Origin of the sequence: Dyella silvatica (genome assembly GCF_026283955.1) — a bacterium.
GTDB lineage: Bacteria > Pseudomonadota > Gammaproteobacteria > Xanthomonadales > Rhodanobacteraceae > Dyella_C > Dyella_C silvatica.
The window spans coordinates 65,525-90,662 of record NZ_JAPDPE010000004.1; the positions used below are offsets into that span (position 1 = coordinate 65,525).

Here is a 25,138-nt window from a genome sequence, read left to right on the forward strand (position 1 = left end):
GCCGACAGCCAGGTCAAGATCCGCGGCTTCCGCGTCGAGTTGGGCGAAATCGAAGCCTGTCTGATGCAACAGTCATCAGTGGCCCAGGCGGCGGTGATTGCGCGTGAAGACTTGCCAGGCCAGAAGCAATTGGTCGGCTATCTGGTGGCCAGCGCCGGACAAAGCCTGGATGCGCCGACGCTACGCCAGACCCTGGCTGAGCAGCTGCCCGACTACATGGTGCCGGCCGCGCTGGTGGTGCTTGATGCGTTGCCACTGACCGCGCATGGCAAGCTCGATCGCCGCGCCCTGCCGGCGCCGGATTTCGTCTCGGTCAGCAAACGCGCGCCGCGCACCCCGCAGGAAGAAATCCTCGCCGGCCTGTTCGCCGAAGTGCTGCACCTCGAATCGGTAGGCATCGACGACAGCTTCTTCGACCTGGGTGGCCATTCGCTATTGGCGACGCGGCTGGTCAGCCGCATTCGCTCGACCCTGGATGTTGAACTGCCGATCCGTACGCTGTTCGAAAGCCCCAGCGTTGCCGGCCTGGCCGAGCAACTGGGGGCCGGCGGCAGTGTGCGCCTGGCCTTGACGCCGATGCCGCGGCCAGAGCGGATGCCGCTCTCCTTTGCGCAACAGCGGCTGTGGTTCTTGCGTCAATTCGAAGGGCCAAGCGCGACCTACAATATTCCGTTGAGCCTGCGCCTGCACGGCCAGCTCGACGCGACGGCGCTGCAGGCGGCATTGAATGACGTGGTGATGCGTCACGAAAGTCTGCGCACCATTTTCAGCGACGGCGGCGACAGCGCGTGGCAAACCATTCTCGATGCCGGGGTGGCCCGGCTAAACCTGGACATCGTTGCCGTGAGCGAGGCCGAGCTTGAGCACAAGCTCAGCGAGGCGGCCGTCTACCACTTCGATCTGGCGCATGAGATTCCGATCCGCGCCTGGCTGTTCCCGCTAAGCCCGGACGAGCATGTGCTGCTGCTGTTGGTGCATCACATTGCCAGCGATGGCTGGTCATGGGCGCCGCTGTTTCGCGACCTCACCGAGGCTTACAGCGCACGCTTGAAGCAGCAGGCACCCGATTGGGCGCCGCTGCCGGTGCAATACGCCGACTACACGCTGTGGCAGCGTCAATGGCTGGGTCACGAATCCGATCCTCACAGCATCATTGCCGCGCAGATCGCGTACTGGAAACGTACGCTGGCCGATCTGCCCGAGCAGCTCAGCCTGCCCACCGATCGGCCGCGTCCGCCACAGGCCAGCTTCCGTGGCGGCCATGTCGCCTTCCGTCTCGATGCCGCTCTTTATGCACGCCTGGCGGCGCTGGCCCATGACAATCAATCCACCCTGTTCATGGTCTTGCACGCGGCCATTGCGGTACTGCTGTCGAAACTCGGCGCCGGCACCGATATACCGATAGGTACGCCTATTGCAGGCCGTACTGACGATGCGCTCGACGACCTAGTCGGCTTTTTCGTCAATACGCTGGTGCTGCGTACCGACACCTCGGGCAACCCGAGTTTCCGTGAACTGCTGACCCGGGTCCGCAGTCACGACTTGAGCGCCTACACCTATCAAGACCTGCCGTTCGAGCGACTGGTCGAAATCCTCAATCCGTTGCGCTCACTGGGCCATCATCCGTTGTTCCAGGTGGTGATGGTGTTGCAGAACAATGCCGATGCGGCGATGGAATTCCCCGGCTTGACCCTGGCACCGCAGTCGCTGGGCTATGGCGTGGCCAAATTCGACCTGATCTTCGGCTTTGCCGAAAGCCGTGCGGCGGATGGTTCGCCGCAGGAACTCCGCGGCAGCATCCAGTACGCCACCGACCTGTTCGATGCGGCCACGGTGGAGCGATTCGCCCAACGCATCGTCAGCCTGCTGCAGGCGGTTGCCACGGATGCGGATCAGCGCCTGGATCAGATCGACCTGCTCGGCGCGGACGAACGCCAGCAATTGCTGATCCAGTGGAACCAAACACAGCGCCCGGCCGCCAACGGCAACTTGCCGCAGCGTTTTACCGAACAGGCCGGCAAGACGCCCGATGCGATCGCCGCCATCGCCGACGATCAATCCATTACCTATGCGCAACTCGACCGCCGCGCCAATCAGCTGGCCCATCACCTGCAAGCGCTCGGTGTCGGCCAGGAGACCATGGTCGGCTTGTGCGTGGAACGTTCGCTCGATGTGCTGATCGGCGTGCTGGGCATTCTCAAGGCCGGTGGCACCTATGTGCCGCTGGACCCGCGTTATCCGGCCGACCGTCTGGCCTTTATGCTCGACGATATCCAGGCGCCGGTGCTGGTCATCCAGTCGGCGCTGGCCGCTCGCCTGCCCGCGCATCACGCGCAACTGGTGCAGCTGGATCTTGATGCCGCGGCGATTGCCCGGCATCCGACGACCCCGCCGGCGATCAGTGTGCCCGAGGGCCAGCTGGCCTATGTGATGTACACCTCCGGCTCTACCGGCGCACCCAAAGGCATCGGCATCACGCATCGCAACGTGCTGGAACTGGCGATGGACCGCTGCTGGCAAGACGGTGCCCAGCAACGCGTGCTGATGCATTCGGCGCAGGCCTTCGATGCCTCGACCTACGAGCTTTGGGTGCCGCTGCTGTCTGGCCAGCAGATCATCGTGGCGCCGCCCGGCGATACCGACATTCACGTGCTTGAGCGTGTCATCACCCGACAAAACGTCACGGCGCTGTTCCTCACCACGGCGCTGTTTCGCTTGCTGGCCGAAGAGCAGCCGCACTGCTTCAGCCAGGTACGCGCGGTGTGGACCGGTGGCGAAGCCGCCTCGCCGGCCGCCTTCCAGAAAGTCATCGACCGCTGCCCGAACACCCGCGTCGTCCACGTCTACGGCCCGACCGAAACCACCACGTTCGCCACCCACTATCCCATGCGTTCGCCGCATGCCGTGGCGGCCAGCGTGCCGATCGGCGCGCCGATGGATAACACCCGGCTTTATGTGCTCGATGCCGCCTTGCAGCCATTACCGGTCGGCGTAGCCGGTGAGTTGTATATCGCCGGTGAAGGTCTGGCACGCGGTTATCTGCATCGCGCTGCGCTGACTTCCGAACGTTTTGTCGCCAATCCGTTCGACGCGCACGGCGGGCGCATGTATCGCACCGGCGATCTGGTGCGCTGGTTGCCCCAGGGCCAGATCGACTTTGTCGGCCGCGCCGATGGCCAGGTCAAGATCCGCGGTTTCCGCATCGAGCTGGGCGAGATCGAAGCCTCGCTGCTGCAACAGCCGATGGTCGCCCAGGCTGCCGTCATCGTTCGCGAAGATCAGCCCGGGCATAAACAGCTGGTCGGTTATCTGGTGCCGGCGGCGGGTCATCAAGTAGATGCGTTGTCGCTGCGCCGCACCTTGTCCGAGCATCTGCCCGAGTACATGGTGCCGGCCGCGCTGGTCGTGCTCGATGCCTTGCCGCTGACTACCAATGGCAAGCTCGATCGCAAGGCGCTGCCCGCGCCGGACTTTATCTCGACCAGCAAGCGTGCCGCGCGCACGCCACAGGAAGAAATTCTCGCCGGCCTGTTCGCCGAAGTATTGGGGCTGGCCTCGGTCGGTATCGACGACAGTTTTTTTGACCTGGGCGGGCATTCCCTGTTGGCCACTCGATTGGTCAGCCGCATCCGTTCGACCCTGGAAACCGAACTGCCGATTCGCGCCTTGTTCGAGCATCCCACTGTGGCCGGCGTCGCCGGGCAGCTCGGCGTGGCGCGTGCGGTTCGCACGGCATTGCATCCGATGCCACGGCCCGAACGCATTCCATTGTCGTTCGCCCAGCAGCGCTTGTGGTTTCTGCATCAGTTCGAAGGCCCCAGCCCGACCTACAACATCCCCCTGGGCCTGCGCCTGCAAGGCCAGCTCGATGCTAATGCCTTGCAAGCCGCCTTGAACGATGTGCTGGCCCGGCATGAAAGCCTGCGCACCATTTTCAGCGACAACGGCGACAGCGCCTGGCAAACCATTCTCGATGCCGCCAGCGCCCAGCTAAAGCTGGACATCGTTGCGGCGAGCGACGTCGATATCCAGCAACAGCTAAGCCACGCCTCGGCCTACAGCTTCGACCTGGCGCATGAGATTCCCCTACGCGCGTGGCTGTTCCGGCTAAGCCCGACCGAGCATGTACTGTTGCTGCTGGTGCATCACATCGCCGGCGACGGTGCATCGCTGGCACCGTTGGCTCGCGATCTCGGCACCGCTTATACGGCTCGCCTCCAGGGCCAGCCGCCGGCATGGGCCGCGCTGCCGGTGCAGTACGTCGACTATGCGTTATGGCAACGGCAGTGGCTGGGTCATGAATCCGATCCAGACAGTGCGCTCACGGCGCAGATCAGCTATTGGAAGCAGGCGCTGGCCGATCTGCCCGAATTGCTGAGCCTGCCGACGGATCGAGCGCATCCGACGCAGCCCAGCTTCCGCGGCGGCCATGTGGGCTTCCATCTGGATGGCCAGGTGCATAGGCGGCTGGCCGAGCTGGCACGCAGCCATCAGGCCAGTCTGTTCATGGTGTTGCACGCCGCCGTCGCGGTGCTGCTGTCCAAGCTCGGCGCAGGCCATGACATTCCCATCGGCACACCGATTGCCGGCCGCACCGATGACGCCCTGGACGACCTGGTCGGCTTTTTCGTCAACACCCTGGTGCTGCGCACCGATACCTCGGGCAACCCCAGTTTCCGCGAATTGCTGACCCAGGTGCGCAGTCATGACCTGGGTGCGTACACCCATCAAGACCTGCCCTTCGAGCGGCTGGTCGAGATTCTCAATCCGTCGCGCTCGATGAGTCATCACCCGTTGTTCCAGGTAATGGTGGCGTTGCAGAACAACAGCAGCGATACGCTGGAACTGCCCGGCCTGACGCTGGCGGCGCAAGCGACTGGCTACAGCATGGCCAAGTTCGACCTGACCTTTGGCTTTGCCGAAAGCCGTGCCGCCGATGGCACACCGCTGGAAATCCACGGCAGCATTCAGTACGCCACCGATCTGTTCGATGCGGCCACCGCCGAGCTGTTCGCCCAGCGGCTGCAGCGTTTGCTCGAAGCCATCGCCGACAACGCCGACCAGCGCATCGGCCAGATCGATCTGCTCAGCCCGGTCGAGCGCGAACAACTCGTGCTCGGCTGGAACGACACCGCGCAGCCGGTGCCCGCCCTGAGCTTGCCGCAGCTTTTTGAACAGCAAGCAAGGCGCAGCCCCGACCTCGTCGCCGTGGTGTTCGAAAAGCAGTGGCTTAGCTATCGACAGCTCAACGCACGCGCCAATCAGCTCGCGCGTTGCCTGATCGAGGAAGGCGCCGGCCCCGAGCAAATCATCGCCCTTGCCCTGCCCCGCTCGCTGGACATGCTGGTGGCCTTGCTCGCCGTGCTGAAAAGCGGTGCCGCCTATCTGCCGCTGGACCCGGAATATCCGCGCGACCGCCTCGCCTTCATGCTGGGCGATGCCACGCCGTTACGGGTGATTACCGTCAGCGATATCGCCGCACGCCTGCCAGCCCACGCACCGCTGCTGATGCTGGATCAGGTGACGCAAATCCATCGCCTGCAACAAGCGGCAGATACCGACCTCAGCGACGACCAGCGTCGCGGCGCGCCGACCCTGGCGCACCCGGCTTACGTCATCTATACCTCGGGCTCGACCGGCAAACCGAAGGGCGTGGTGATCACGCATCGCGGCTTGAGCAATTACCTCGCCTGGGCCGGCGCCACCTACCCCACTGCCCAAGGCACGGGTGCGCCGGTCAATACATCATTGTCGTTCGACGCCACGGTGACGAGTCTGTACCTGCCGTTGCTGGCCGGACAAACCGTCACGCTATTGCCGCAGCAGCAGGAGTTCGAGGTACTGGCCGGCTACCCCGCGCACGCCGCGCCGTTTGGCTTGCTCAAGCTACCCCCGGCACAGCTGGATGTACTCAATCAGCTGGTGCTGCCCGAGCACCGTGCCGGCATGGCCCATACCCTGGTCATCGGTGGCGAAGCCTTGAACCCGGCCTCGGTGGCACGCTGGCTGGAACACGCCCCTCATTCGTCGCTGGTCAATGAGTACGGCCCGACCGAGACAGTGGTGGGTTGCGTCGTGCATACCGTGACGACGGACAACCTGCGCAACGAACGTATTCCGATTGGCCGTCCGATCTGGAACACCCAGGTGTATGTGCTGGATGACGCGCTGCAGCCGCTGCCCGCCGGTGTCGCCGGTGAGTTGTATATCGCCGGCGACGGCCTGGCCCGTGGCTACCTCAATCGTGCGGCGCTGACGGCCGAACGCTTCGTCGCCAACCCCTTCGCAGCGGGCCAGCGCATGTATCGCACCGGTGACCTGGTGCGCTGGCTGGCCCATGGCGAACTCGATTTCATCGGTCGCGCCGATCAGCAGGTGAAGATTCGCGGCTTCCGCATCGAGCTGGGCGAAATCGAAACCTGCCTGATGCTGCAGCCTGCCGTGGCCCAGGCCACGGTGATTGCGCGCGAGGATCACACCGGTCAAAAGCAGTTGCTCGGTTATCTGGTCGCCACGGCAGGCCAGCGCATCGATGTCGCGCTGGTGCGCCGCAGCCTGGCCGAACGCCTGCCCGATTACATGCTGCCAGCCGCCCTGATCGTGCTGGATACCTTGCCACTGACCGCCAACGGCAAGCTGGATCGCGCCGCCTTACCCGCGGCGGACTTCGTCTCGATCAGCAAACGCACGCCACGTACACCGCAGGAGGAAATCCTCGCCGGGCTGTTCGCCGAAGTGCTTAACCTCGAAACGGTGGGCATCGACGACAACTTCTTCCATCTGGGCGGCCACTCCTTGCTGGCGACCCGCTTGTTCAGTCGCATCCGCGCCACCCTGGGGGTCGAGCTGCCGCTGCGGACATTGTTCGAAAGCCCCACCGTTTCCGCGCTCGCCGGGCCATTGAGTCGCGGCCATCGGGCACGCCAGGCGTTGCAGCCGATGCCTCGGCCGACGCTTGTTCCGTTGTCGTTCGCCCAGCAGCGATTGTGGTTTCTGCAGCAGTTCGAGGGGCCTAATGCGACTTACAACATTCCCCTGGGCCTGCGCCTGGACGGGCATCTCGACATACCGGCGCTGCAGGGCGCCTTGAACGATGTGCTGGCACGCCACGAAAGCCTGCGCACGATTTTCAGCGATGGCGGTGACAGCGCCTGGCAAACCATTCTCGATGCCGACGCAACGCAGCTGCCGATGGAGATCGTGGCCAGCAGCGAAGCCGACCTGGCGCAGCAACTGAGCGAAGCCGCGAATTATGGCTTTGAGCTGGGCCGCGAGATCCCGGTGCGTGCCTGGCTGTTCCCGCTAGGGCCGACCCAGCATGTATTACTGCTGTTGCTGCATCACATCGCCAGCGATGGCTTGTCGTTGGCGCCATTGACGCGTGACCTGACGACGGCCTATAGCGCACGCCTTCAAGGCGATGCGCCGGCCTGGCCACCGCTGCCGGTGCAGTACGCCGACTATGCCCTGTGGCAACGCGAATGGCTGGGTCACGAATCCCAGGCGGACAGTGCGATTGCCGCGCAAATCGCCTATTGGAAGCAGGCGCTGGCCGACCTACCCGAACAGCTCAGCCTGCCCACCGACCGGCCGCGTCCCCTGCAGGCCAGCTTCCGTGGCGAGCATGTGGGCTTTGCATTGGACAGCCGGCTGCATGCACGGCTAAGCGAGCTGGCACGTCAGCATCAAGCCACGCTGTTTATGGTGCTGCATGCGGCGGTTGCCGTGCTGCTGTCCAAACTGGGCGCGGGCGATGACATTGCCATCGGCACGCCTATCGGCGGTCGCACCGATGACGCCCTGGATGACCTGGTCGGCTTCTTCGTCAATACGCTGGTGTTGCGCGCCGATACCTCGGGCAACCCCAGCTTTGCTCAATTGCTGGCGCGCGTGCGCAGTCATGACCTGGGCGCGTATACCCATCAAGACCTGCCCTTCGAGCGATTGGTCGAGATTCTCAACCCAGCCCGTTCGCTAAGCCATCACCCCTTGTTCCAGGTCATGGTGTCGCTGCAGAACAACGCCAGCGCGACGATGGCGTTACCTGGCCTTACCGTTGCCGCGCAAAGCACCGGCTATGGCGCCGCCAAGTTCGACCTGAGCTTTGGCTTTGCCGAGAGCCGCGCGAATGACGGCACGCCGCAGCCATTCTGGGGCAGCATTCAATACGCCACCGACTTGTTCGATGCCGCGACCATCGAACAATTGGCGCAGCGGCTGGTGCGGCTGCTGGAAACGGTCGCCGACAACGCCGACCAGCGTATCAGCGAGATCGACCTGCTCAGCCCCGCCGAACGCCGGCAACTGGTGCTCGGCTGGAACGAAACCGACCACCCGCTGGCCGAACTCACCCTGCCACAGTGGTTCGAGCAGCAAGTCGCGCGCACGCCGGATGCCATCGCGGTGGTATTCGAAGCCAGCGAGCTGACTTATCGGCAGATCAACGCCCGCGCCAATCGGCTCGCGCATAAGCTGATCGCGCAAGATATCGGCCCGGAGCAGATCGTCGCGATCGCGCTGCCGCGTTCTATCGACATGGTGGTCGCGCTGCTGGCCGTGCTCAAGGCGGGTGCGGCCTACCTGCCGCTGGACCCGGAGTATCCGCGCGACCGCCTCGCCTACATGCTCGATGCCGCCGTGCCGGCGTGCGTGATCAGCCATGCCGGCGCCGCCGCCCAGCTTCCGGCCGGGGTGAGCTTGTTGCTGCTTGACCACGACCACATGCAGGCCGATCTGGCGCAGCGGCCCGACAGCAATCCCACCGACGCACAGCGCAAGCGGCCGCTACGAGCAGCGCATCTGGCATATGTGATCTTTACTTCCGGCTCTACCGGCAAGCCCAAAGGGGTCATGGTCAGCCAGGCCAACCTGGTCAATCACATGCAGTGGATGCAGACCTGCTACCCCTGTTTCCCCGACGACCGTTTGCTGGCGCGTACCTCGGTCAGTTTCGATGCGGCTGAATGGGAGCTCTGGATTCCGTTACTTAGCGGTATTCCGATGTATCTCCTGCCGGACCGGCTCAAACACGATCTCGACGGCATCCTCGCCTATAGCGAGAGTCAGCAAATCACCTTGGCGCAATGGGTGCCATCGATGCTGCCGACCCTGCTTACCAGCGCAGCGCAGCCGCGGTTTCGCCTGATCTTCGCCGGTGGCGAAGCCTTACCGCAGGAGCTGGCGCAAAAGCTGGTGCAGCGCTGGCGTGCACCGATCGTCAATTTGTATGGCCCAACCGAAACGACGATCCAGGTGTCGTCGCATCTGTGGCAGGTACAGCGCAAACCCGACCCGGCCCGCGCACCGGCTGGCCTGGTACCGATCGGCCGCCCGCTGTGGAACACCCGGATGTACGTGCTCGACGCGGCCTTGCAGCCACGGCCCGTCGGTGTCGCCGGCGAGCTGTATATCGCGGGCAACGGCCTGGCCCGCGGTTACCTCAACCGCGTCGCGCAGACCGCCGAACGCTTTGTCGCCAACCCGTTCGACTCCGCCGGCAGCCGGATGTACCGCACCGGTGACATGGTGCGCTGGCTGCCCGATGGCGAGCTCGATTTTGTCGGCCGCGCGGATCATCAAGTCAAGATCCGCGGCTTCCGCATCGAGCTGGGCGAAATCGAAACCTGCCTGATGCATCAAGCCGCCGTCGCCCATGCCAGCGTGATTGCCCGCGAGGATCACGCCGGCCAGCCGCAACTGGTCGGCTATCTGGTGGCTGCGGCCGGTCATCATATCGATGCCGTGTCGCTGCGCCGCACCCTGTCCGAGCACCTGCCCGATTACATGGTGCCCGCCGCGCTGATCGTGCTCGACGCACTGCCGCTGACCGCCCATGGCAAGCTGGACCGCAAGGCGCTGCCGGCGCCCGATTTCATCTCGACCAGCCGACGTACGCCACGGACGCCACAGGAGGAGATTCTCGCCAGCCTGTTTGCCGATGTGCTCGGCCTGGAGTCGGTCGGCATCGACGACAGCTTCTTCGATTTGGGCGGCCATTCGTTGCTGGCGACGCGGCTGGTCAGCCGTATCCGCTCGACCCTGGATGTGGAGCTGCCGATCCGCGCGCTGTTCGAAACGCCGACGGTGTCCGGCATGGCGGAGCAGCTAGGCACCGAGCATATCGCCCGCCTGGCGCTGCACCCGATGCCACGGCCTGGGCGCATTCCGCTGTCGTTTGCGCAGCAGCGGCTGTGGTTCCTGCATCAGTTCGAGGGCCCCAGCGCGACCTACAACATACCCCTGGGCTTGCGCCTGCAAGGACCACTCGATACCGACGCCTTGCAGGCCGCGCTGAACGATGTGCTGCTGCGCCACGAAAGTCTGCGCACGATCTTTGCCGACAGCGATGGCGAGGCCTGGCAAACCATTCTCAGCACCGATACCGCCCGGCTAAGCCTTGAATGGCTCGCCGCCAGCGAGGCCAGCCTTAGTCAACAACTCGATCAGGCCGCCGCTTATAGCTTTGAGCTGAGTCGTGAGCTACCCATCCGCGCATCGCTGTTCAGGCTGAACCCGACCGAGCATGTGTTGCTGCTATTGCTGCATCACATCGCCGCTGACGGTGCCTCGCTGGCCCCGCTCAAGCACGACCTGACCCGTGCCTATGCGGCACGCCTGCACAATCACCCGCCCACCTGGGCCGCCTTGGCGGTGCAGTACGCCGACTATGCGTTATGGCAACGGCAGTGGCTGGGGCATGAGTCCGACGCCGACAGCGCGATTGCCCGGCAAATCGCCTATTGGACCTCGGCGCTGGCCGATCTGCCGGAACAGCTCAGCCTGCCCACCGATCGCCCCCGCCAGGCCCAGGCCAGCTTCCGTGGCGAACATGTCGGCTTCCGTTTGAACCAGCGCATACACACGCGCTTGTCTGAGCTGGCGCGCGGCAGTCAGGCCAGTTTGTTCATGGTGCTGCACGCCGCCGTCGCGGTGCTGTTGAGCAAGCTCGGCGCAGGTCATGACATCCCCATCGGCACGCCGATTGCCGGCCGCACCGATGATGCTTTGGACGACCTGGTCGGCTTTTTCGTCAATACCCTGGTGCTGCGTGCCGATACCTCGGGCAACCCTCGCTTCCGCGACTTGCTGGGCCAGGTACGCAGCCATGACCTGGCTGCATACACCCATCAAGACCTGCCCTTCGAGCGGCTGGTCGAAATTCTCAACCCGCCGCGCTCGTTGAATCATCACCCGCTGTTCCAGGTCATGCTGGTGCTGCAAAACCATAGCGTCGCCGAGCTGCAACTCCCTGGCCTGAGCTTTACCCCGCAAGCGGCTGGCCAGGACACCGCCAAGTTCGACCTGACCTTCGGTTTTGCCGAAAGCCGTGCCGCCGATGGCACGCCGCTGGAAATCCACGGCAGCATTCAGTACGCCACCGATCTGTTCGATACAGCCACGATCGAGCTATTCGCCCAACGCCTGGTACGCCTGCTGGAAGCGGTCGCCGTGGATGCCAACCAGCGCATCGGCGAGATCGACCTGCTCAGTACGGCGGAGCGCCAACAACTGCTACTCGGCTGGAACGATACCGCCCACCCGCTGCCCGCGCAGACCTTGCCATCGTGGTTCGAGCAGCAAGTCGCAGGTACACCCGACGCTGTCGCGGTGGTGTTCGAAAAGCAGACGCTTAGCTATCGGCAACTCAATGCGCGAGCCAATCAACTCGCTCGTTGTCTGATCGAGGACGGCGCCGGCCCCGAGCAAATCATCGCCATTGCCCTGCCGCGCTCGCTGGATATGCTGGTGGCGTTGCTGGCCGTGCTGAAGAGCGGCGCGGCCTATCTGCCGCTGGACCCTGAGTATCCACGCGAGCGGCTGGCTTTCATGCTTACCGATGCGATGCCGTTGCGGGTGATTACGATCAGCGCGGTCGCCGAACGCCTGCCGCCGGGCTGCTCGCTGATGCCGTTGGATCAGGCCGGGCAGATCCAGCGCGTGCAACAAGCCGCGCCTACCGACCTCAGCGATGAGGATCGCCGCGCCACGCTCGCCCCGACCCATCCGGCCTATGTGATTTATACCTCGGGCTCGACCGGCCGACCGAAAGGCGTGGTCGTCACGCATGCCAGCGCGCACAACCTGGCGCTCAGCCAGATCGAACGCTTCGCCATCGATGCATCGGCGCGAGTGCTGCAATTCGCCTCGACCAGCTTCGATGCGTCGGTGATGGAGACCTTGATGGCCTTTGCCAGCGGCGCCCGCCTGGTGCTGCCACGCCAAGGCATGCTGCTGGGTCATGAACTGGCCCAGGTGATCGAGGAGGAGCAGATCACGCATGCCTTGTTGCTGCCGACCGTATTGGCCACGCTAGGCACCGAGCACAACCTCAGCACCCTGCAATCGCTGATCACCGGCGCCGAGGCTTGCCCGCAAGCCATCGCGGCGCAATGGTCACGGCAACGCCGCATGGTCAACGCCTACGGCCCCACCGAAACGACCGGCTGCTCGACCGTCACCGCCCGTTTGTCGGGCGAGCAGGCGCCCTCGATTGGCCGGCCGATCCGCAACACCCAGGTCTATGTACTGGATGCCGCCTTGCAACCGTTGCCGGTCGGCGTGGCCGGTGAGTTGTATATCGCCGGCGCGGGCCTGGCTCGCGGTTACTTGCATCGCCCACTGCAAACCGCCGAGCGCTTTATCGCCAACCCGTTCGATGCGCACGGCAGCCGCATGTATCGCACGGGTGACCTGGCTCGCTGGCTACCGAATGGCGAGCTGGATTTTGTCGGTCGCGCCGACCAGCAAGTGAAAATCCGCGGCTTTCGCGTGGAGCTTGGCGAAATCCAAGCCAGCCTGTTGCAGCAAGCCGCGATAGCCCAGGCCGCCGTCGTCGCCCGCGACGATCAGCACGGTCATAAGCAGCTGGTCGCTTATCTGGTAGCCGCCCCGGGGCAGTCGATCGAGGTGGCTACGCTGCGCCGGACACTGTCCGAACAGCTGCCTGAGCACATGCTGCCTGCCGCGCTGATGGTGCTTGCGGGCCTGCCGTTGACCAGCAACGGCAAGCTCGACCGCAAGGCGCTGCCGGCACCGGATTTCGCCTCGTCCGTGCACCGCGCGCCGCGCACGCCACACGAGGAAATTCTCGCCAGCCTGTTCGCCGAAGTACTGGGCCGGGAATCGGTCGGCATTGACGACAGCTTCTTCGATCTGGGCGGCCATTCGCTGCTGGCCACGCGCTTGCTCAGCCGTATCCGCACGACGCTAAGCATCGAATTGCCGATACGTGCCTTGTTCGAGGCGCCCACCGTGGCGGGGCTGGCCGAGCAGTTCCATGCTCGCCTGGCCGCCAGCTCCTTGCCCGCGATGGTGCCGCTGCGCAGCAAGGGACGGCAGGCTCCGCTGTTCTGCCTGCCGCCTGCCGGCAATCTGCCCTGGTGCTACGCCGGCCTGGTCAGCCATATCCGCGCCGACTGTCCGATCTACGGCTTGCATGCGCCAGAAAACAGCCATCCGGAAACCCATCGCTCCAGCATCGAAGAGGATGCCGCTTACTACATCCGCGAAATACGCAAGGTACAGCCGACGGGTCCATATCACCTGCTGGGTTGGTCGATCGGCGGGCTTGTCGCCCACGCCATGGCGACCCAGCTGCAGCAGGCCGGCGATGAAGTGGCCTTGCTGGCTTTGCTCGATGCGTATCCGCCCGCGCAGGAAGCGGAGGCGCAGCGCCTGACCGAAGCACAGTCGCGTGCGGCTGAGCGGGAAACGCTATCGATCGTCCTGGCTGGTTTTGGCGTTAGCGCGCAACAGCTGTCGGCGCAGGATCAAGGCAGCGACGAGATCCTGGACGAACTGATTCGCCAGCGGCTGGTGTCGGCGGCCGACCGCGACAGCATCGTGCGGATGAAAAACCACTTTGACCGCAGTGCGTCGTTACTGCAGACCTTTGCACCGGCGCGATACCTCGGGGACATGCTGTTTTTCCGCGCCGCGCTTGCCTCGGGCCATGCATCTGCGCGTGCCGTCGAAAGCATGCTCGATGCCGAGTTCCGCGCCGAGATCGGCAAGGTGCTGACGCAAGCGTTGAATGCGAGCGCCTGCATATGAGGCTTGCCATGTTGCCGCAGACCCAGGCGGTCAAGCGTTTCACGATGCCGGTCTTTTCTCACCATGTTTTCCACACTGTCAGCAATGTATTGCCGGAGGAGCAGTCATGAGTGCCGTTTATTCAGAGGATCAGGTTTACTTAAAAAATGACACCAAGATCGAGCCGCTGTCATGCCGCTGGTATGCGTGGGGCCATTTGTTGTCACCTGCACAACAGGCACTCAACCTGGCGTTCCGGCAAGTACCGATGCTGAAGTCGTTTATAGCCAGCCCAGGGGTGCACGAAGCAGCCTCGAAGAATCCCGAGCTGCTCGGCGGCACCTTTCTGGAACTGAAGCAAGGCGATGTCCCGGTCGTTCGCGCCCTGCTGCAAGACACCTTGCAGCACAGCTCCGGCTTGATCCAGTTTGCCGACGACCTGATCAAGCTCGACCGCCAGCTGCAAAAAACCGAAACCGGCCACAGCCTCGACCATATTTACAAGAAACTGCCGGCGTCGCTGGCCGGCCTGGTCGAGGCCACTTATGACCTGAACCATCGCCCTTCCCTGCGCCTGTTTGAAGAATTGCTTTACGGCACCGGCCTGAGCAATGCGTATACGCAGGAGCTTTGCTTCAGCGATATGAAGGACGAGGATCGCAACTTTTTTCTCAATACCCCGCGCATCGATGCCCCCGGGCGGGTCATCGTACCCATGCCGTTTTCGGACCAGCGGCTGGACCTGTTGTCGTCCAGCCGGATCAGCTCGGTGTCGTTCAACGAGCTGATGAGTTCGCTGGGCGTCGATGAGAGCCTGCGCGAGCGTTTTCGCGACTTCTTTACCGCCACCCCGCCGTCGCGCAACCAACCCAACTACAGCGGCGATGGCGTCAGGGTGCGTTATTTCGGTCATGCCTGCGTGTTGATCCAGACCGACGCGGTGTCGATCCTGATCGATCCGTTCGTGACCTGGGACGCCAATGAAGCCGAAGCGCGGCTGACCTTCAACGACCTGCCCGATGTGATCGACTATGTTTTTCTGACGCATAACCACCAGGATCACTTCTGCCCCGAAGTGCTCTTGCAGCTGCGCAATCGGATCGGCCGCATTCTGGTACCACGCAACAATGCGCACAATTTTGCCGACCCATCGATGCGCCTGGCGCTGAAAAGCCTGGGCTTTTTCAACGTCGATGTGATGGACCCGATGGACAGCGTGGAGATACCGGACGGCGTCATCAGCAGCCTGCCCTTTTACGGCGAGCACGCCGACCTGAGCATCAGCAGCAAACATGCCATGTACGTGAAGGTGAAGCAGCGCAGCTTTCTCTTCGTCGCCGACTCTGACGGCAAGGACCACCATCTGTACCGGCGCATCGCCGAGCGGCTAGGCAAGGTCGACCACCTGTTCGTCGGCATGGAATGCAACGGCGCGCCGCTGACCTGGCTTTACGGCACCTACCTGAGCAACCCGGTGGGCCGCAAGGACGACGAGTCGCGGCGCTTGTCGGGCTCGGACGCGGCGCATGCCTGGAGCATCGTCGAGGAACTCGGCTGCAAAACGGCTTATGTCTATGCGCTGGGCCAGGAGCCCTGGCTGAAATTCGTCGCCGGCCTGCAATACACGCCGGAGAGCAAGCAAATCATCGAATCCAACAAATTCGTGCAGATGTGCCGCGACGCAGGCCTTACTTCTGAATGCCTTTTCGGCTGCCGCACGATGGATTTCTAAGTCTCATGACATGACCTCTACACGGGCTGCCCAATCATGCCGCTGTTTCACCTGAGGGGCCCGCGTAGAAGGTTTTGTGTTTCGACACCCCGCGACACCCTGCTGGTCACGGCTTGATGCGGTATCTGCCAGATGGGTGTCCGCCGTGGCAGTTCTTTAGCAAAGGATACGTCTATGTTCGCTTATTACCTGAGGCTTGCCGCCAACAGTCTCAAACGTAATCTGATTCTTACCGGACTCACGATCGCCACCATTGCCATTGGCATTGGCGGCTCGATGAGTACGTATACGATTTACTACGCGATGTCCGGGGATCCGATTCCCTGGAAATCGTCGCAGTTGTTCGTCGCACAGCTCGATAGCCTGGGGCCGAAGTCACGCAGCAAAAGCGATGAGCCGCCGGATCTTCTAAGCTATCGCGACACCCAGGCATTGATGCGCTCGCACCCGGCGCTAAGCCAGGCGGCGATGTATCAAACGCGGCTGACCGTGACCCCGGCCGATACCAGCAAGGCGCAGTTCGCGGTTTCCGCGCGCGCTACCGGCCCTGGCTTTTTTGCCATGTTCGACACACCGTTTCAATCCGGCCGTGCCTGGACTGCGGCGGACGAAGAGGCTCGAGCCAATGTCGTGGTGATCGGCTCAAAGCTGGCCGAGCGCCTGTTCAACGGCGTCGATGCCGTGGGCAAGAGCATCATCCTGGGCGGGCAGGATTACCGCATCATCGGCGTGCTCAAGCCGTGGAATCCCGCGCCGCGCTTTTACGATCTTGGCGGCGATGCGCTGGCGCAGTCCGACAATTTGTTCCTGCCGTTCACCACGGCGATCGATCGGCAGATGCAGACCATCGGCCACACCAATTGCGATGAAGTGCCCGATGCAGGCGCCGGCTGGCAAGGCCTGCTCAGCTCGAACTGCGTGTGGATTCAGTACTGGCTGCAGCTGCCGACCACCGCCGAGGCGACCAGCTATCGCGAGTTTCTCGGCCAGTACGCCGCCGATCAGCAACGCTCGGGGCGTTTCAACTGGTCGCCGATGACCCGGCTGCGCAATGTGCGCGAATGGCTGGTCTACAAGCACGTCATCCCCGATGAAGTACGCGCCATCATGGCGCTGGGCTTTGGCTTTTTGCTGGTCTGCCTGATCACTGCGATCGGCTTGATGCTGGCGAAGTTCAGCGGCCGCGCGGCTGACCTGGGGGTACGGCGCGCCCTGGGCGCCTCGCAACGCGACTTATTCATGCAATGCCTGACCGAAACCGCGCTGATCGGGGCGCTTGGCGGCATTGCCGGCCTGTTGCTGACCCTGCTCGGTGCCGCCACCGAACGCAGCATCGTGGCCGAAAGTCTCGCCAACGTGACCCGGGTCGATTTTGTGCTGGTGTTGATCACCCTGTTGCTGGCCGAGGTGGCGACGGTGGGCGCGGGCATTTACCCCGCCTGGCGCGCCAGCCGCATCCAGCCCGCCCTGCAACTGAAAACACAATAAAGGAATACGGCGATGGAAGTTCTTCCGATCTTGTCAGCCTTACGCCGCAACCCGGTGGGTGCTGTGCTGATCGTGCTGCAAATTGCCTTGACCCTGGCCATCGTGTGCAACGCGCTGTTCATTGCCGAGCAGCAGGTGCAGCGGATGGCCCGCCCCAGCGGCGTGGACGAGGCGAATATCTTTTCGTTCTATAACCTGTGGGGCGACAACTCCAGCGATTTCAAATCCCGCGTGCAAACTGACCTGGCTACCCTGCGCGCGTTACCGGGCGTGGAAGATGCAATGGTGACCCTGGGCCTGCCGCTGCTTGGCGGCGGCTATCACTTCACCGTGGCGTTGAATGCCGAAGACGTCAAGGGCATTACCGAGACCACCTTGTATCCGGTGGACGATCATGGACTCAAGACCTTGGGCGTGCATCTGGTGGCCGGTCGCTGGTTTACCAGTAGCGAGGTGGCCGACCTGGATCGGGATCATGAAAACCCCGACTCAGCGGCGGTGGTGGTGGTGACCCAGGCCCTGGCGACACGGCTGTTTCCCAACGGCAGCGCGCTGGGTCGGCCGATCTACCTTGGCAAGAATCCATCGACCATTATCGGCATCGTCGAGCAGATGCAGGCGTCCAACGTATCCACCGCGACTGACATCGCCGAGTTCTCGGTGCTGGCCCCGTTCTTGTGGCAGGGCGCCACCAGTCTTTATGTGGTGCGGGCCAAGCCGGGACAGCGCGATGCCGTCTTGCAGGCCGCGCAGAAAGCACTGGTCACAGTCAGCCGCACTCGTGTCCTGGGCAAGGTGAGCACGTTCGAAGAAACCCGGGCGGACGCTTATCGCCCGCTTCGTTCGATGGCGCTGATCCTCGGTTATGTCAGCGTGCTGCTCTTGCTGATCACCGGACTGGGCATCGTCGGCTTGACCAGCTACTGGGTCTCGCAGCGGCGGCGGCAGATCGGTATTCGACGCGCCCTGGGCGCCCGACGCATCGATATTCTCACGTATTTTCATACCGAGAATTTTCTGGTGGTCGGGGTCGGCGCCGTCATCGGCGTGATCCTGGCCAATGTCGCCAACTCGTTTATCGTGGATCACTACGAAATGGCCCGCATGCCGCAAACCTACATCGCCATCAGCGCGCTTATCGTGCTGAGTCTCGGGCAACTAAGTGTGTTGTGGCCGTCGTTACGCGCCGCGAATATTTCACCGGTGATGGCTACGCAGGCGACTTAGGTTCTTGAGCCCTTGAAACCGATAAACCCAAAACCATGAACCAGGCAGGCCGTAGCGCCACTGGCTACGGCCAATTAAAATTCAATAAAATCATTATTTTGTACAAACAAATTAAAGTTAAACCAGAGAAATCAATAGCTTTCCAAGCCTGGCCTATTCGGCCCGCGGCCGCCCGAGCCGCCCCGGCACCGGACCGCCCTGTCGACTGATGGAGGGGCGCCTGTTGAGTGGTCAATATTGATCCAATATGCTCCGCCTTCCGGTGCGCCTCGCAGTGAAGCGTCCGCCCGCAAGGCTGTCAGCATTTAACGTACGCTGGCTGCCGGCTTGACCCTCGCAGCAGTCATAAGAAACGGACGATCAGGAGTTACACCATGAGAACGGTCAAGACCCTCGCCCTTAGCCTCGCCCTTCTTGTCTACGGCGCTGCAGCGCTCGCCGCCGACAGCACCAGCCAGGTGATCAAGCGCCAGGCGCCCAAGGGCATTACCACCACGTTTTATGCCTGCATCGACAAGGCCGGCTCCGACACCGTCGCCACGGCCGCCTGCCTGTCCGCCGAGAAGAAGACCCAGGACACCCGGCTCAACACCACTTACAAGGCGCTGCTGGGCAAGCTCAACGGCAAGGCGAAGGATGGACTGGTCAGCGCCGAACGGGCGTGGCTGGACTTCCACAACAAGAATGGCGATTTCGAAGTCACGCTTTATGGCAATGAAGCGGTGGCCGACCTTCAGCTGACCCAGAACGAAATATTCCGCCTCTGCGAACGCGCCAATGCCTTGGACAAGTATCTAACCATCGCCAACGACCAGTAGTCAGATCATTACTTCAAGGAGGAATACCATGCCCGGTCTCGATACACACGACGTCAACTCGCTTGCAGGCGCCACCTATTTTGTCGTGGGGCGCGGCACCGAAGGCGGCCCGTCTTCGTTTCATCTCTCTATCGCCGGCGTCACCTCCGGCACCTCGGACCCCAACTGGGGCAGCGCGGACAAAATCGTCGCCGACAGCGGCTATTCGCTGGGCACCATCCAGGTCGATCTGGGCAAGCGCGGCACCTGGGCACTGGGTTCGACCGACGGCGCGGCGCTGAAGCCCGGCCAGACCACCTACGTGGACGGCATCATCGATCAGTCGGCGAAATACGCCAAAGATCACGACCTGAAGTTCACCCAGAACACCGCACAGCTTCGCAGCGACCTGCTGACTCACGGCAACGGCGAACACAACCGCACCACCCTCGCCTTCATCGACAAAGACACCCGCAATAGCATCAATGCGTGGGCATCCTCCGAAGACGGCCAGAAGTGGATCCATAAGAACGTCGACTATCCGCAGATCAAAGACGCGACCCAGTCGGCGATGGACATGCTGGACAAGTACGGCAAGAACATCCCGGAAGATCGTCGCCTAGAAACCGTCGCCATTCTGGCCAAGACGGAGAACCAGATCCCGTCGCAGATGAAGAAGTTCGAAAAGGTGATGAAGGACGGCGGCGACTACAACGACGTGCTTGCGAAAGCCAACGAGATCAAGGGCACCTACTCGTACTACGACGGCCCCAAGGCCGCCACCCTGGCCGAGCAATACAAGAACGCCTACAAGGACCCGGAGAAAGCCGCTGCCCTCGATCGCGCGCATGCCAAGGTGGGCGATCCGAACTTCAATCCATCGAAGTCGGCCAGCGATCAAGACATCAAGGACGCCCTGAAAGCGATCGAGCCGGAAAAGCACAAACATCATGCGGCGGGCGGCAACGGCTCATTGCATCAGGGATCGCACGGCGACAAGGTCACCGCACTGCAAACCGATCTGGCCAAGCTGGGTTTCACCGATGCGCACGACCGCCCACTGCATGCGGACGGCGGCTTCGGCGCCGGCACCAAGGCTGCCGTGGAGAAATTTCAGCGCGCGCACAACATGACGCCCGATGGCGTCGCCGGCCCGAAGACACTGGAAGCCGTGCAACTGGCTGCGCACCCGCCTCAGGCCAGCCTGGCCGACAGCCACAACCCGGGTAATGCGATGTATACCCAGGCGCTGCAAAACGTCCGCGCCATCGACGTGGAACACGGCCGCAGCTCGGACCAGAAATCCATCAACCTTGCCGGCTCGCTGACCGCGGCAGCCCGTGCCGAGGGCCTTTCCCGGGTCGATCACGTGGTACTGAGCGACGACGGCAAGCGCGCCTTCGCCGTGCAAGGCGATCTTAACTCGCCACTCAAGCGCATGGCCGAAGTGAATGTCGATCAATCCGTAAACAAGCCGCTGGAGCAAAGCAGCGCCGAGTTCCAGAAGGCCGGGCAACAACAGCAGCCATCGAACCCACAGCAGCAACAGCATCAGCAACCGCAGGCACCACAGCAACCACAGCCGCAGGGCGCGCAACGCTAACAAGGCATCACCCGGGCCGCAGGCCCGGCATCTCGCATGGCAAAACGGCGATCGTTCCAGCAACGGTCGCCGTTTTTTGTTTCAGCCGCGCAGTGACTGGCCAATACCGCGAGATGTCTGGGAGCATTAGCCGTCGTCGTTGGCGTCGCTTACCCGCTGCAGGCGGTGCTCGAATGCTTCCTGGCTCTTTTTCGACAACGGCGACTCCTATAGCTGCACGGGTCATTGCCGCGCGTCACTTCAGCTTCTTTGGCTTGCTTGCGCGCGCATCGAGTGCCTGTGCACGTGAAATAAGCGCGATCACCTCGGCAATGATTTTCATCATCGCGGCGCTTGCGCGCGACTCATCCGCGGCCTTGATCGCATCGAATACACGCCGGTGCGCCGGCACGCTGGCCGTATGCCCCTTGATGCGGTTGGTCATGCGGATGGAAATTTTCAGCGCCGTCGTGATCAGCTCGTCGAGCTGAACGTAGAACGGATTGCCGGTCGCGTTCAATATCGCCACATGAAAGGAGATATCCGCCTCCAGATGATCATCGTCGCCATGCTCGGCGGCAATCATCCGTTGCAGGCCATGCTCGATGGCCTGCAACGCACTTGGGCTGGCGTTCTTCGCGGCGAGCGCGGCGGCGATGGGCTCGATGCCCAGGCGCATTTCGGTGAAATGACGCAGCAGCTCGTAGGAGAATTTTCGCTCGAGCATCCAGCGCAACACGTCGGGGTCCAGCAAGCTCCACTGCTCTTGCGGCTGGGTGACGATACCGCTGCGCGGCCTGGCCGAGACCATGCCCTTGGCGGTAAGCATCTTCACTGCTTCGCGGGTGACGCTTCGGCTGGTCTGGAAACGCTGTGAAATTTCCGCCTCGGTAGGGAAGCTGCCATTGCCCAGCTTTCCGGAAACGATGTCCTGCCCTAGCGACTCCAGCACCTGCCCGGTCAGCGTCAGGCGGCCGGAACGGCGAAACCGATCGAGCATCTTCGTGGTCTCCATGGCCAGAGACTAACAAGGATATTCATAGGCAACAATTGCCCCGCATCGACACGACCGGCGCCAGCTCCGGCAGCCAGACAGCTGCCGGCAAGCGGAAAATTACATGGCACTGATGCGATACATCGCCGTGGCGTGCGCAGGCAAATGCGTCTTGATCGAGCCATCGCCTTGCGACTGGCTGTGCTGCCACAGATCCCGTATGCGGTATGCCCCCGATGCCTTCAAGCCGAGCTCTTCGGCGCTGACCGCGACGTCGTGCTGGGCATTGGTTTCGTTGAACACCGCCACGGCACGGCTACCGTCCTTGAGCGGCTTGACGATCACATGAATGCCACTGGCATCACGGATGCGCTTGCCTTGCACACCAAGCGCATCCTGATCCACCGCGATCACTTCTTTATTCAACAGAATGTCCAGCGCATCCGGCTTGATCTTGCGCAAGTCCGTGCCGATCAGCAGCGGTGCCGCCATGATCGCCCATAGACTGAAGTGCGTGCGGTATTCCTCATGGGTCATGCCGCCGTTGCCGACTTCGAGCATATCCGGGTCGTTCCAATGTCCCAGGCTGGCGTAACCATCAAGTACGACATTCTGCTTGAATATCTCGACCATCGATGTGTACTTGTCGCGGATGTCCCCGGTGGTACGCCATGAGCTTGCGCCGACGGCGGGGTCTCCCGCCCACAGCCAGGGCTTGTTTTCGCCCCACTCGCAAACACTGTAGAAAATCGGCCGCCCGCTCGCCCGCAGCGCCTCGCCCATGGCTTGATAACGTTGCTTGGCGTCGATCTTTTGATTGTTGCAATTATCGTATTTCAGATAATCCACACCGAAGGATGCGAACAAGGCGGCGTCCTGCTTTTCGTGACCCAGCCCGCCCGGAAAACCGCGATTCTTTTCACTGGGCTCGCAGGTGCTTACCCCCGCGCTCGAATAAAGGCCGAACTTGAGCCCGCGAGCATGGATATAGTCGGCCAGCGCCTTGATGCCGCCGGGAAAGCGCTCGGGGTTGGCCTGCAGGTTGCCGTCCTGGTCGCGTTTCCAGTTGGCCCAGCAATCATCGATATTGACGTAGCGGTAACCGGCATCGCGAAGGCCGAGACTGACGAATTTGTCGGCGACGCCGCGAATCATCGCCTCGTCGAATTCGGCACGGCAATGGGTAGAGTTCCAATTATTGAAACCCATTTGCGGCAACGCCGTTGCTGCATCTTTCGCCTGGGCATCCTGGGCCTGCTGGGCTTGTACGGATGCCGTGAAGACCAGCGCGGACAACAGCGCGGTGCGCATGATGTTTGAGGTCAAACCGCTCATTAAGAAGATCTCCAGACAAAAAGGGTTTGCGTCATCGCGGGCTCAGAACCTGCCTAGGGCAGCGCGGCCGTGGCTTTCGCATCGAGGATAGGCTGCTTCAACATGTTCAGCACCGGCCGCCCGGCCCCTTGCAAGTCGATCACCGTCAGCTGATTGCCCTTGGGCTTAAGCCATACCCCCGGAACATACAGGGTGCGCTGCGGGCCGATCTTCCAGATACGACCCAAGGGGTGACCGTTAAGCCAGGCGAAGCCCTTGGTCAGGCCCGTCGTATCGAGAAAGGTATCTGCCGATGCGCTACCCGACATCGCCGCATCGAAGCTTCCGCGATAAAAACATGGCGCCTGCCGGCAGGGCTTACTGCTGTAGTTCAGACTTGCATAGTTGCTCAATGGCAGCGAATAAATTTGCCAGTCGCTGAGCGCACTGCCTTTCACGCTGACCGATCCGAGAATGCCTTTGCGTTCTTTGAGCAGCTCCTTGCCGAAATTTATCCGCCCGGAATTTTCGACCAGAATGTCCAGCGTGCTGCCCTTGGCGAGCTTCACCGCAAGCTTGTTCTGTTTCAGTCGGCGATCCAGTGTGCCGACCAGAGCGCCATCGACATAGATTTGCGCGTAATCATGCAAACCGTCGATGACCAGCTCGCCAGCTGTTTCGGCGACCACCTTTTTTCGATAAAGAATGTCGCCATAAGCCTGATCCAGATCCTCCATCGTCTTGAGCTCATGAGACATCGTGGGCGTCGGCAGGTTATCCCAAAGCGACGCCGACTCATTAAGCGTTATGCCGGCGATAGCCTGGGTGGACGGAATCTCCGGCAGCGGCGGCGGTGCTTTTTGGGTGGCCTCGGCGATGGCCTTGCGCAGCGCAAAGTATTTCGGGCTGGGGCGGCCGCTCTCACCCAAGGGGGCGTCATAGTCGTAGCTGGTGACGTCGGGTTGATAGCTGTCTTCGTCCCAGTTGGCGCCATTCATCCAGCCGAACGATGTTCCGCCATGAAACATATACATGCTGACCGAGTAGCCCTGGCCCAGCATCCAGGCCAGCTCTTTGGCCTCGACACTTGCATCCGCGGTGTGATGCGGCGCGCCCCAATGATCAAACCAGCCCGCCCAGTATTCACCGGTCATGGAAGGCCCATCCGGGCGCCACCGATGCAACTGCGCGAATTTCTCCTTGGCATGGCCGGTACCGAAATTGATCACCACCGGCAGATCGGGCAGCGCGCCGGGGCGGTCGGCGCTATCGGAGGTATAGAGCAAGGATTTATCAAAGCCGCTGTCCACCAGCGTGCGACGGATGCCGTCCAGATAGACCTGATCATCGCCAAAGCTGCCGTATTCGTTTTCCACCTGCACCGCGATGATGTTGCCGCCACGGGCCAGCTGCAAGCCAGCCACTTCCGAGCCGAGTCGATGCAGCCAGCGCTGTACCGGCCGCATGAACTTCGGGTCGGTCGAGCGCACCTTGATGTCCTGGTCTTTCAGCAACCATGAGGGAAAGCCACCGAACTCCCATTCGGCGCAGACATAGGGGCCGGGCCTGAGAATGACGTACAGCCCCTCCTGCTGTGCTTCGCGAATGAATTCGGCTAGGTCGTTTTGCCCTTGGAAATCGTAGACCCCCGGGGTGCTTTCGTGAGCATTCCAGAAAACATAGCTGGTGATGGTGTTAAGCCCCATCGCCTTGGCCATCTTCAAGCGGGATCGCCAGTACTCGCGCGGAATACGCGGATAGTGCATTTCGCCGGAAATAATCTGAAAGGGCTTGCCGTCGAGCATGAATTTGCCGTGCTGCACGCTCAGCGCATGCGACGCCGGCGGGCTGCCGGGCTGCTTGGTAGCCGCCCTGCCCGCGCCGGCCGCGGCAAAGGCCATGCACATCGACACGCCCAGCCATTTCAAGGCCGATGCTGCCGTTGCCGACTTCGGCCTGCCCACATCGCGCGC

9 protein-coding genes (1 of these 9 only partly in view) are annotated in these 25,138 nt (G+C 62.5%); 6 read left to right on the top strand and 3 right to left on the bottom strand.

Translation table 11 applies throughout. The features are described from left to right. The 6 genes from OUZ52_RS01695 to OUZ52_RS01720 all read left to right on the top strand — a co-directional run. Nucleotides 1-14,052, top strand: the 3' end of a protein-coding gene (locus OUZ52_RS01695) for a non-ribosomal peptide synthase/polyketide synthase (protein ID WP_266156574.1). The gene continues 16,986 nt to the left of window position 1, outside the view; the window shows 14,052 of its 31,038 coding nt (coding positions 16,987-31,038); its start codon lies beyond the left edge, outside the window; it ends in the stop codon at nt 14,050-14,052. A 106-nt stretch (nt 14,053-14,158) separates the two neighbouring features. After that, nucleotides 14,159-15,763: an MBL fold metallo-hydrolase gene (locus OUZ52_RS01700; RefSeq protein ID WP_266156575.1), complete on the top strand. Its 1,605-nt coding sequence runs from the start codon at nt 14,159-14,161 to the stop codon at nt 15,761-15,763. A gap of 174 nt (nt 15,764-15,937) precedes the next feature. After that, nucleotides 15,938-17,251: an ABC transporter permease gene (locus OUZ52_RS01705; RefSeq protein ID WP_266156576.1), complete on the top strand. Its 1,314-nt coding sequence runs from the start codon at nt 15,938-15,940 to the stop codon at nt 17,249-17,251. A gap of 12 nt (nt 17,252-17,263) precedes the next feature. Continuing rightward, nucleotides 17,264-18,478, top strand: coding sequence for an ABC transporter permease (locus OUZ52_RS01710; RefSeq protein WP_266156577.1), 1,215 nt, complete (start codon nt 17,264-17,266; stop codon nt 18,476-18,478). Between the two features lie 374 nt (nt 18,479-18,852). Continuing rightward, a complete protein-coding gene (locus tag OUZ52_RS01715) occupies nt 18,853-19,296 on the top strand; it encodes a lysozyme inhibitor LprI family protein (RefSeq protein ID WP_266156578.1) in 444 nt (147 codons plus the stop codon). 28 nt (nt 19,297-19,324) lie between these two features. Next, nucleotides 19,325-20,878 carry a peptidoglycan-binding domain-containing protein gene (locus OUZ52_RS01720; RefSeq protein WP_266156579.1) on the top strand — a complete coding sequence of 518 codons (1,554 nt, stop codon included), beginning with the start codon at nt 19,325-19,327 and terminating at the stop codon, nt 20,876-20,878. Nucleotides 20,879-21,113: 235 nt separating this feature from the next. Here the strand turns inward: OUZ52_RS01720 and OUZ52_RS01725 are convergent, their stop codons facing one another. The 3 genes from OUZ52_RS01725 to OUZ52_RS01735 all read right to left on the bottom strand — a co-directional run bounded on the left by OUZ52_RS01725 (nt 21,114) and on the right by OUZ52_RS01735 (nt 25,129). Next, on the bottom strand, nt 21,114-21,857 hold the full coding sequence (locus OUZ52_RS01725; RefSeq protein ID WP_266156580.1) for a FadR/GntR family transcriptional regulator: 744 nt from the start codon (nt 21,855-21,857) through the stop codon (nt 21,114-21,116). Nucleotides 21,858-21,971: 114 nt separating this feature from the next. Continuing rightward, on the bottom strand, nt 21,972-23,186 hold the full coding sequence (locus OUZ52_RS01730; protein WP_266156581.1) for a glycoside hydrolase family 27 protein: 1,215 nt from the start codon (nt 23,184-23,186) through the stop codon (nt 21,972-21,974). 53 nt (nt 23,187-23,239) lie between these two features. After that, nucleotides 23,240-25,129: a glycoside hydrolase family 35 protein gene (locus OUZ52_RS01735; RefSeq protein ID WP_266156582.1), complete on the bottom strand. Its 1,890-nt coding sequence runs from the start codon at nt 25,127-25,129 to the stop codon at nt 23,240-23,242. Nucleotides 25,130-25,138 lie beyond the last annotated feature (9 nt).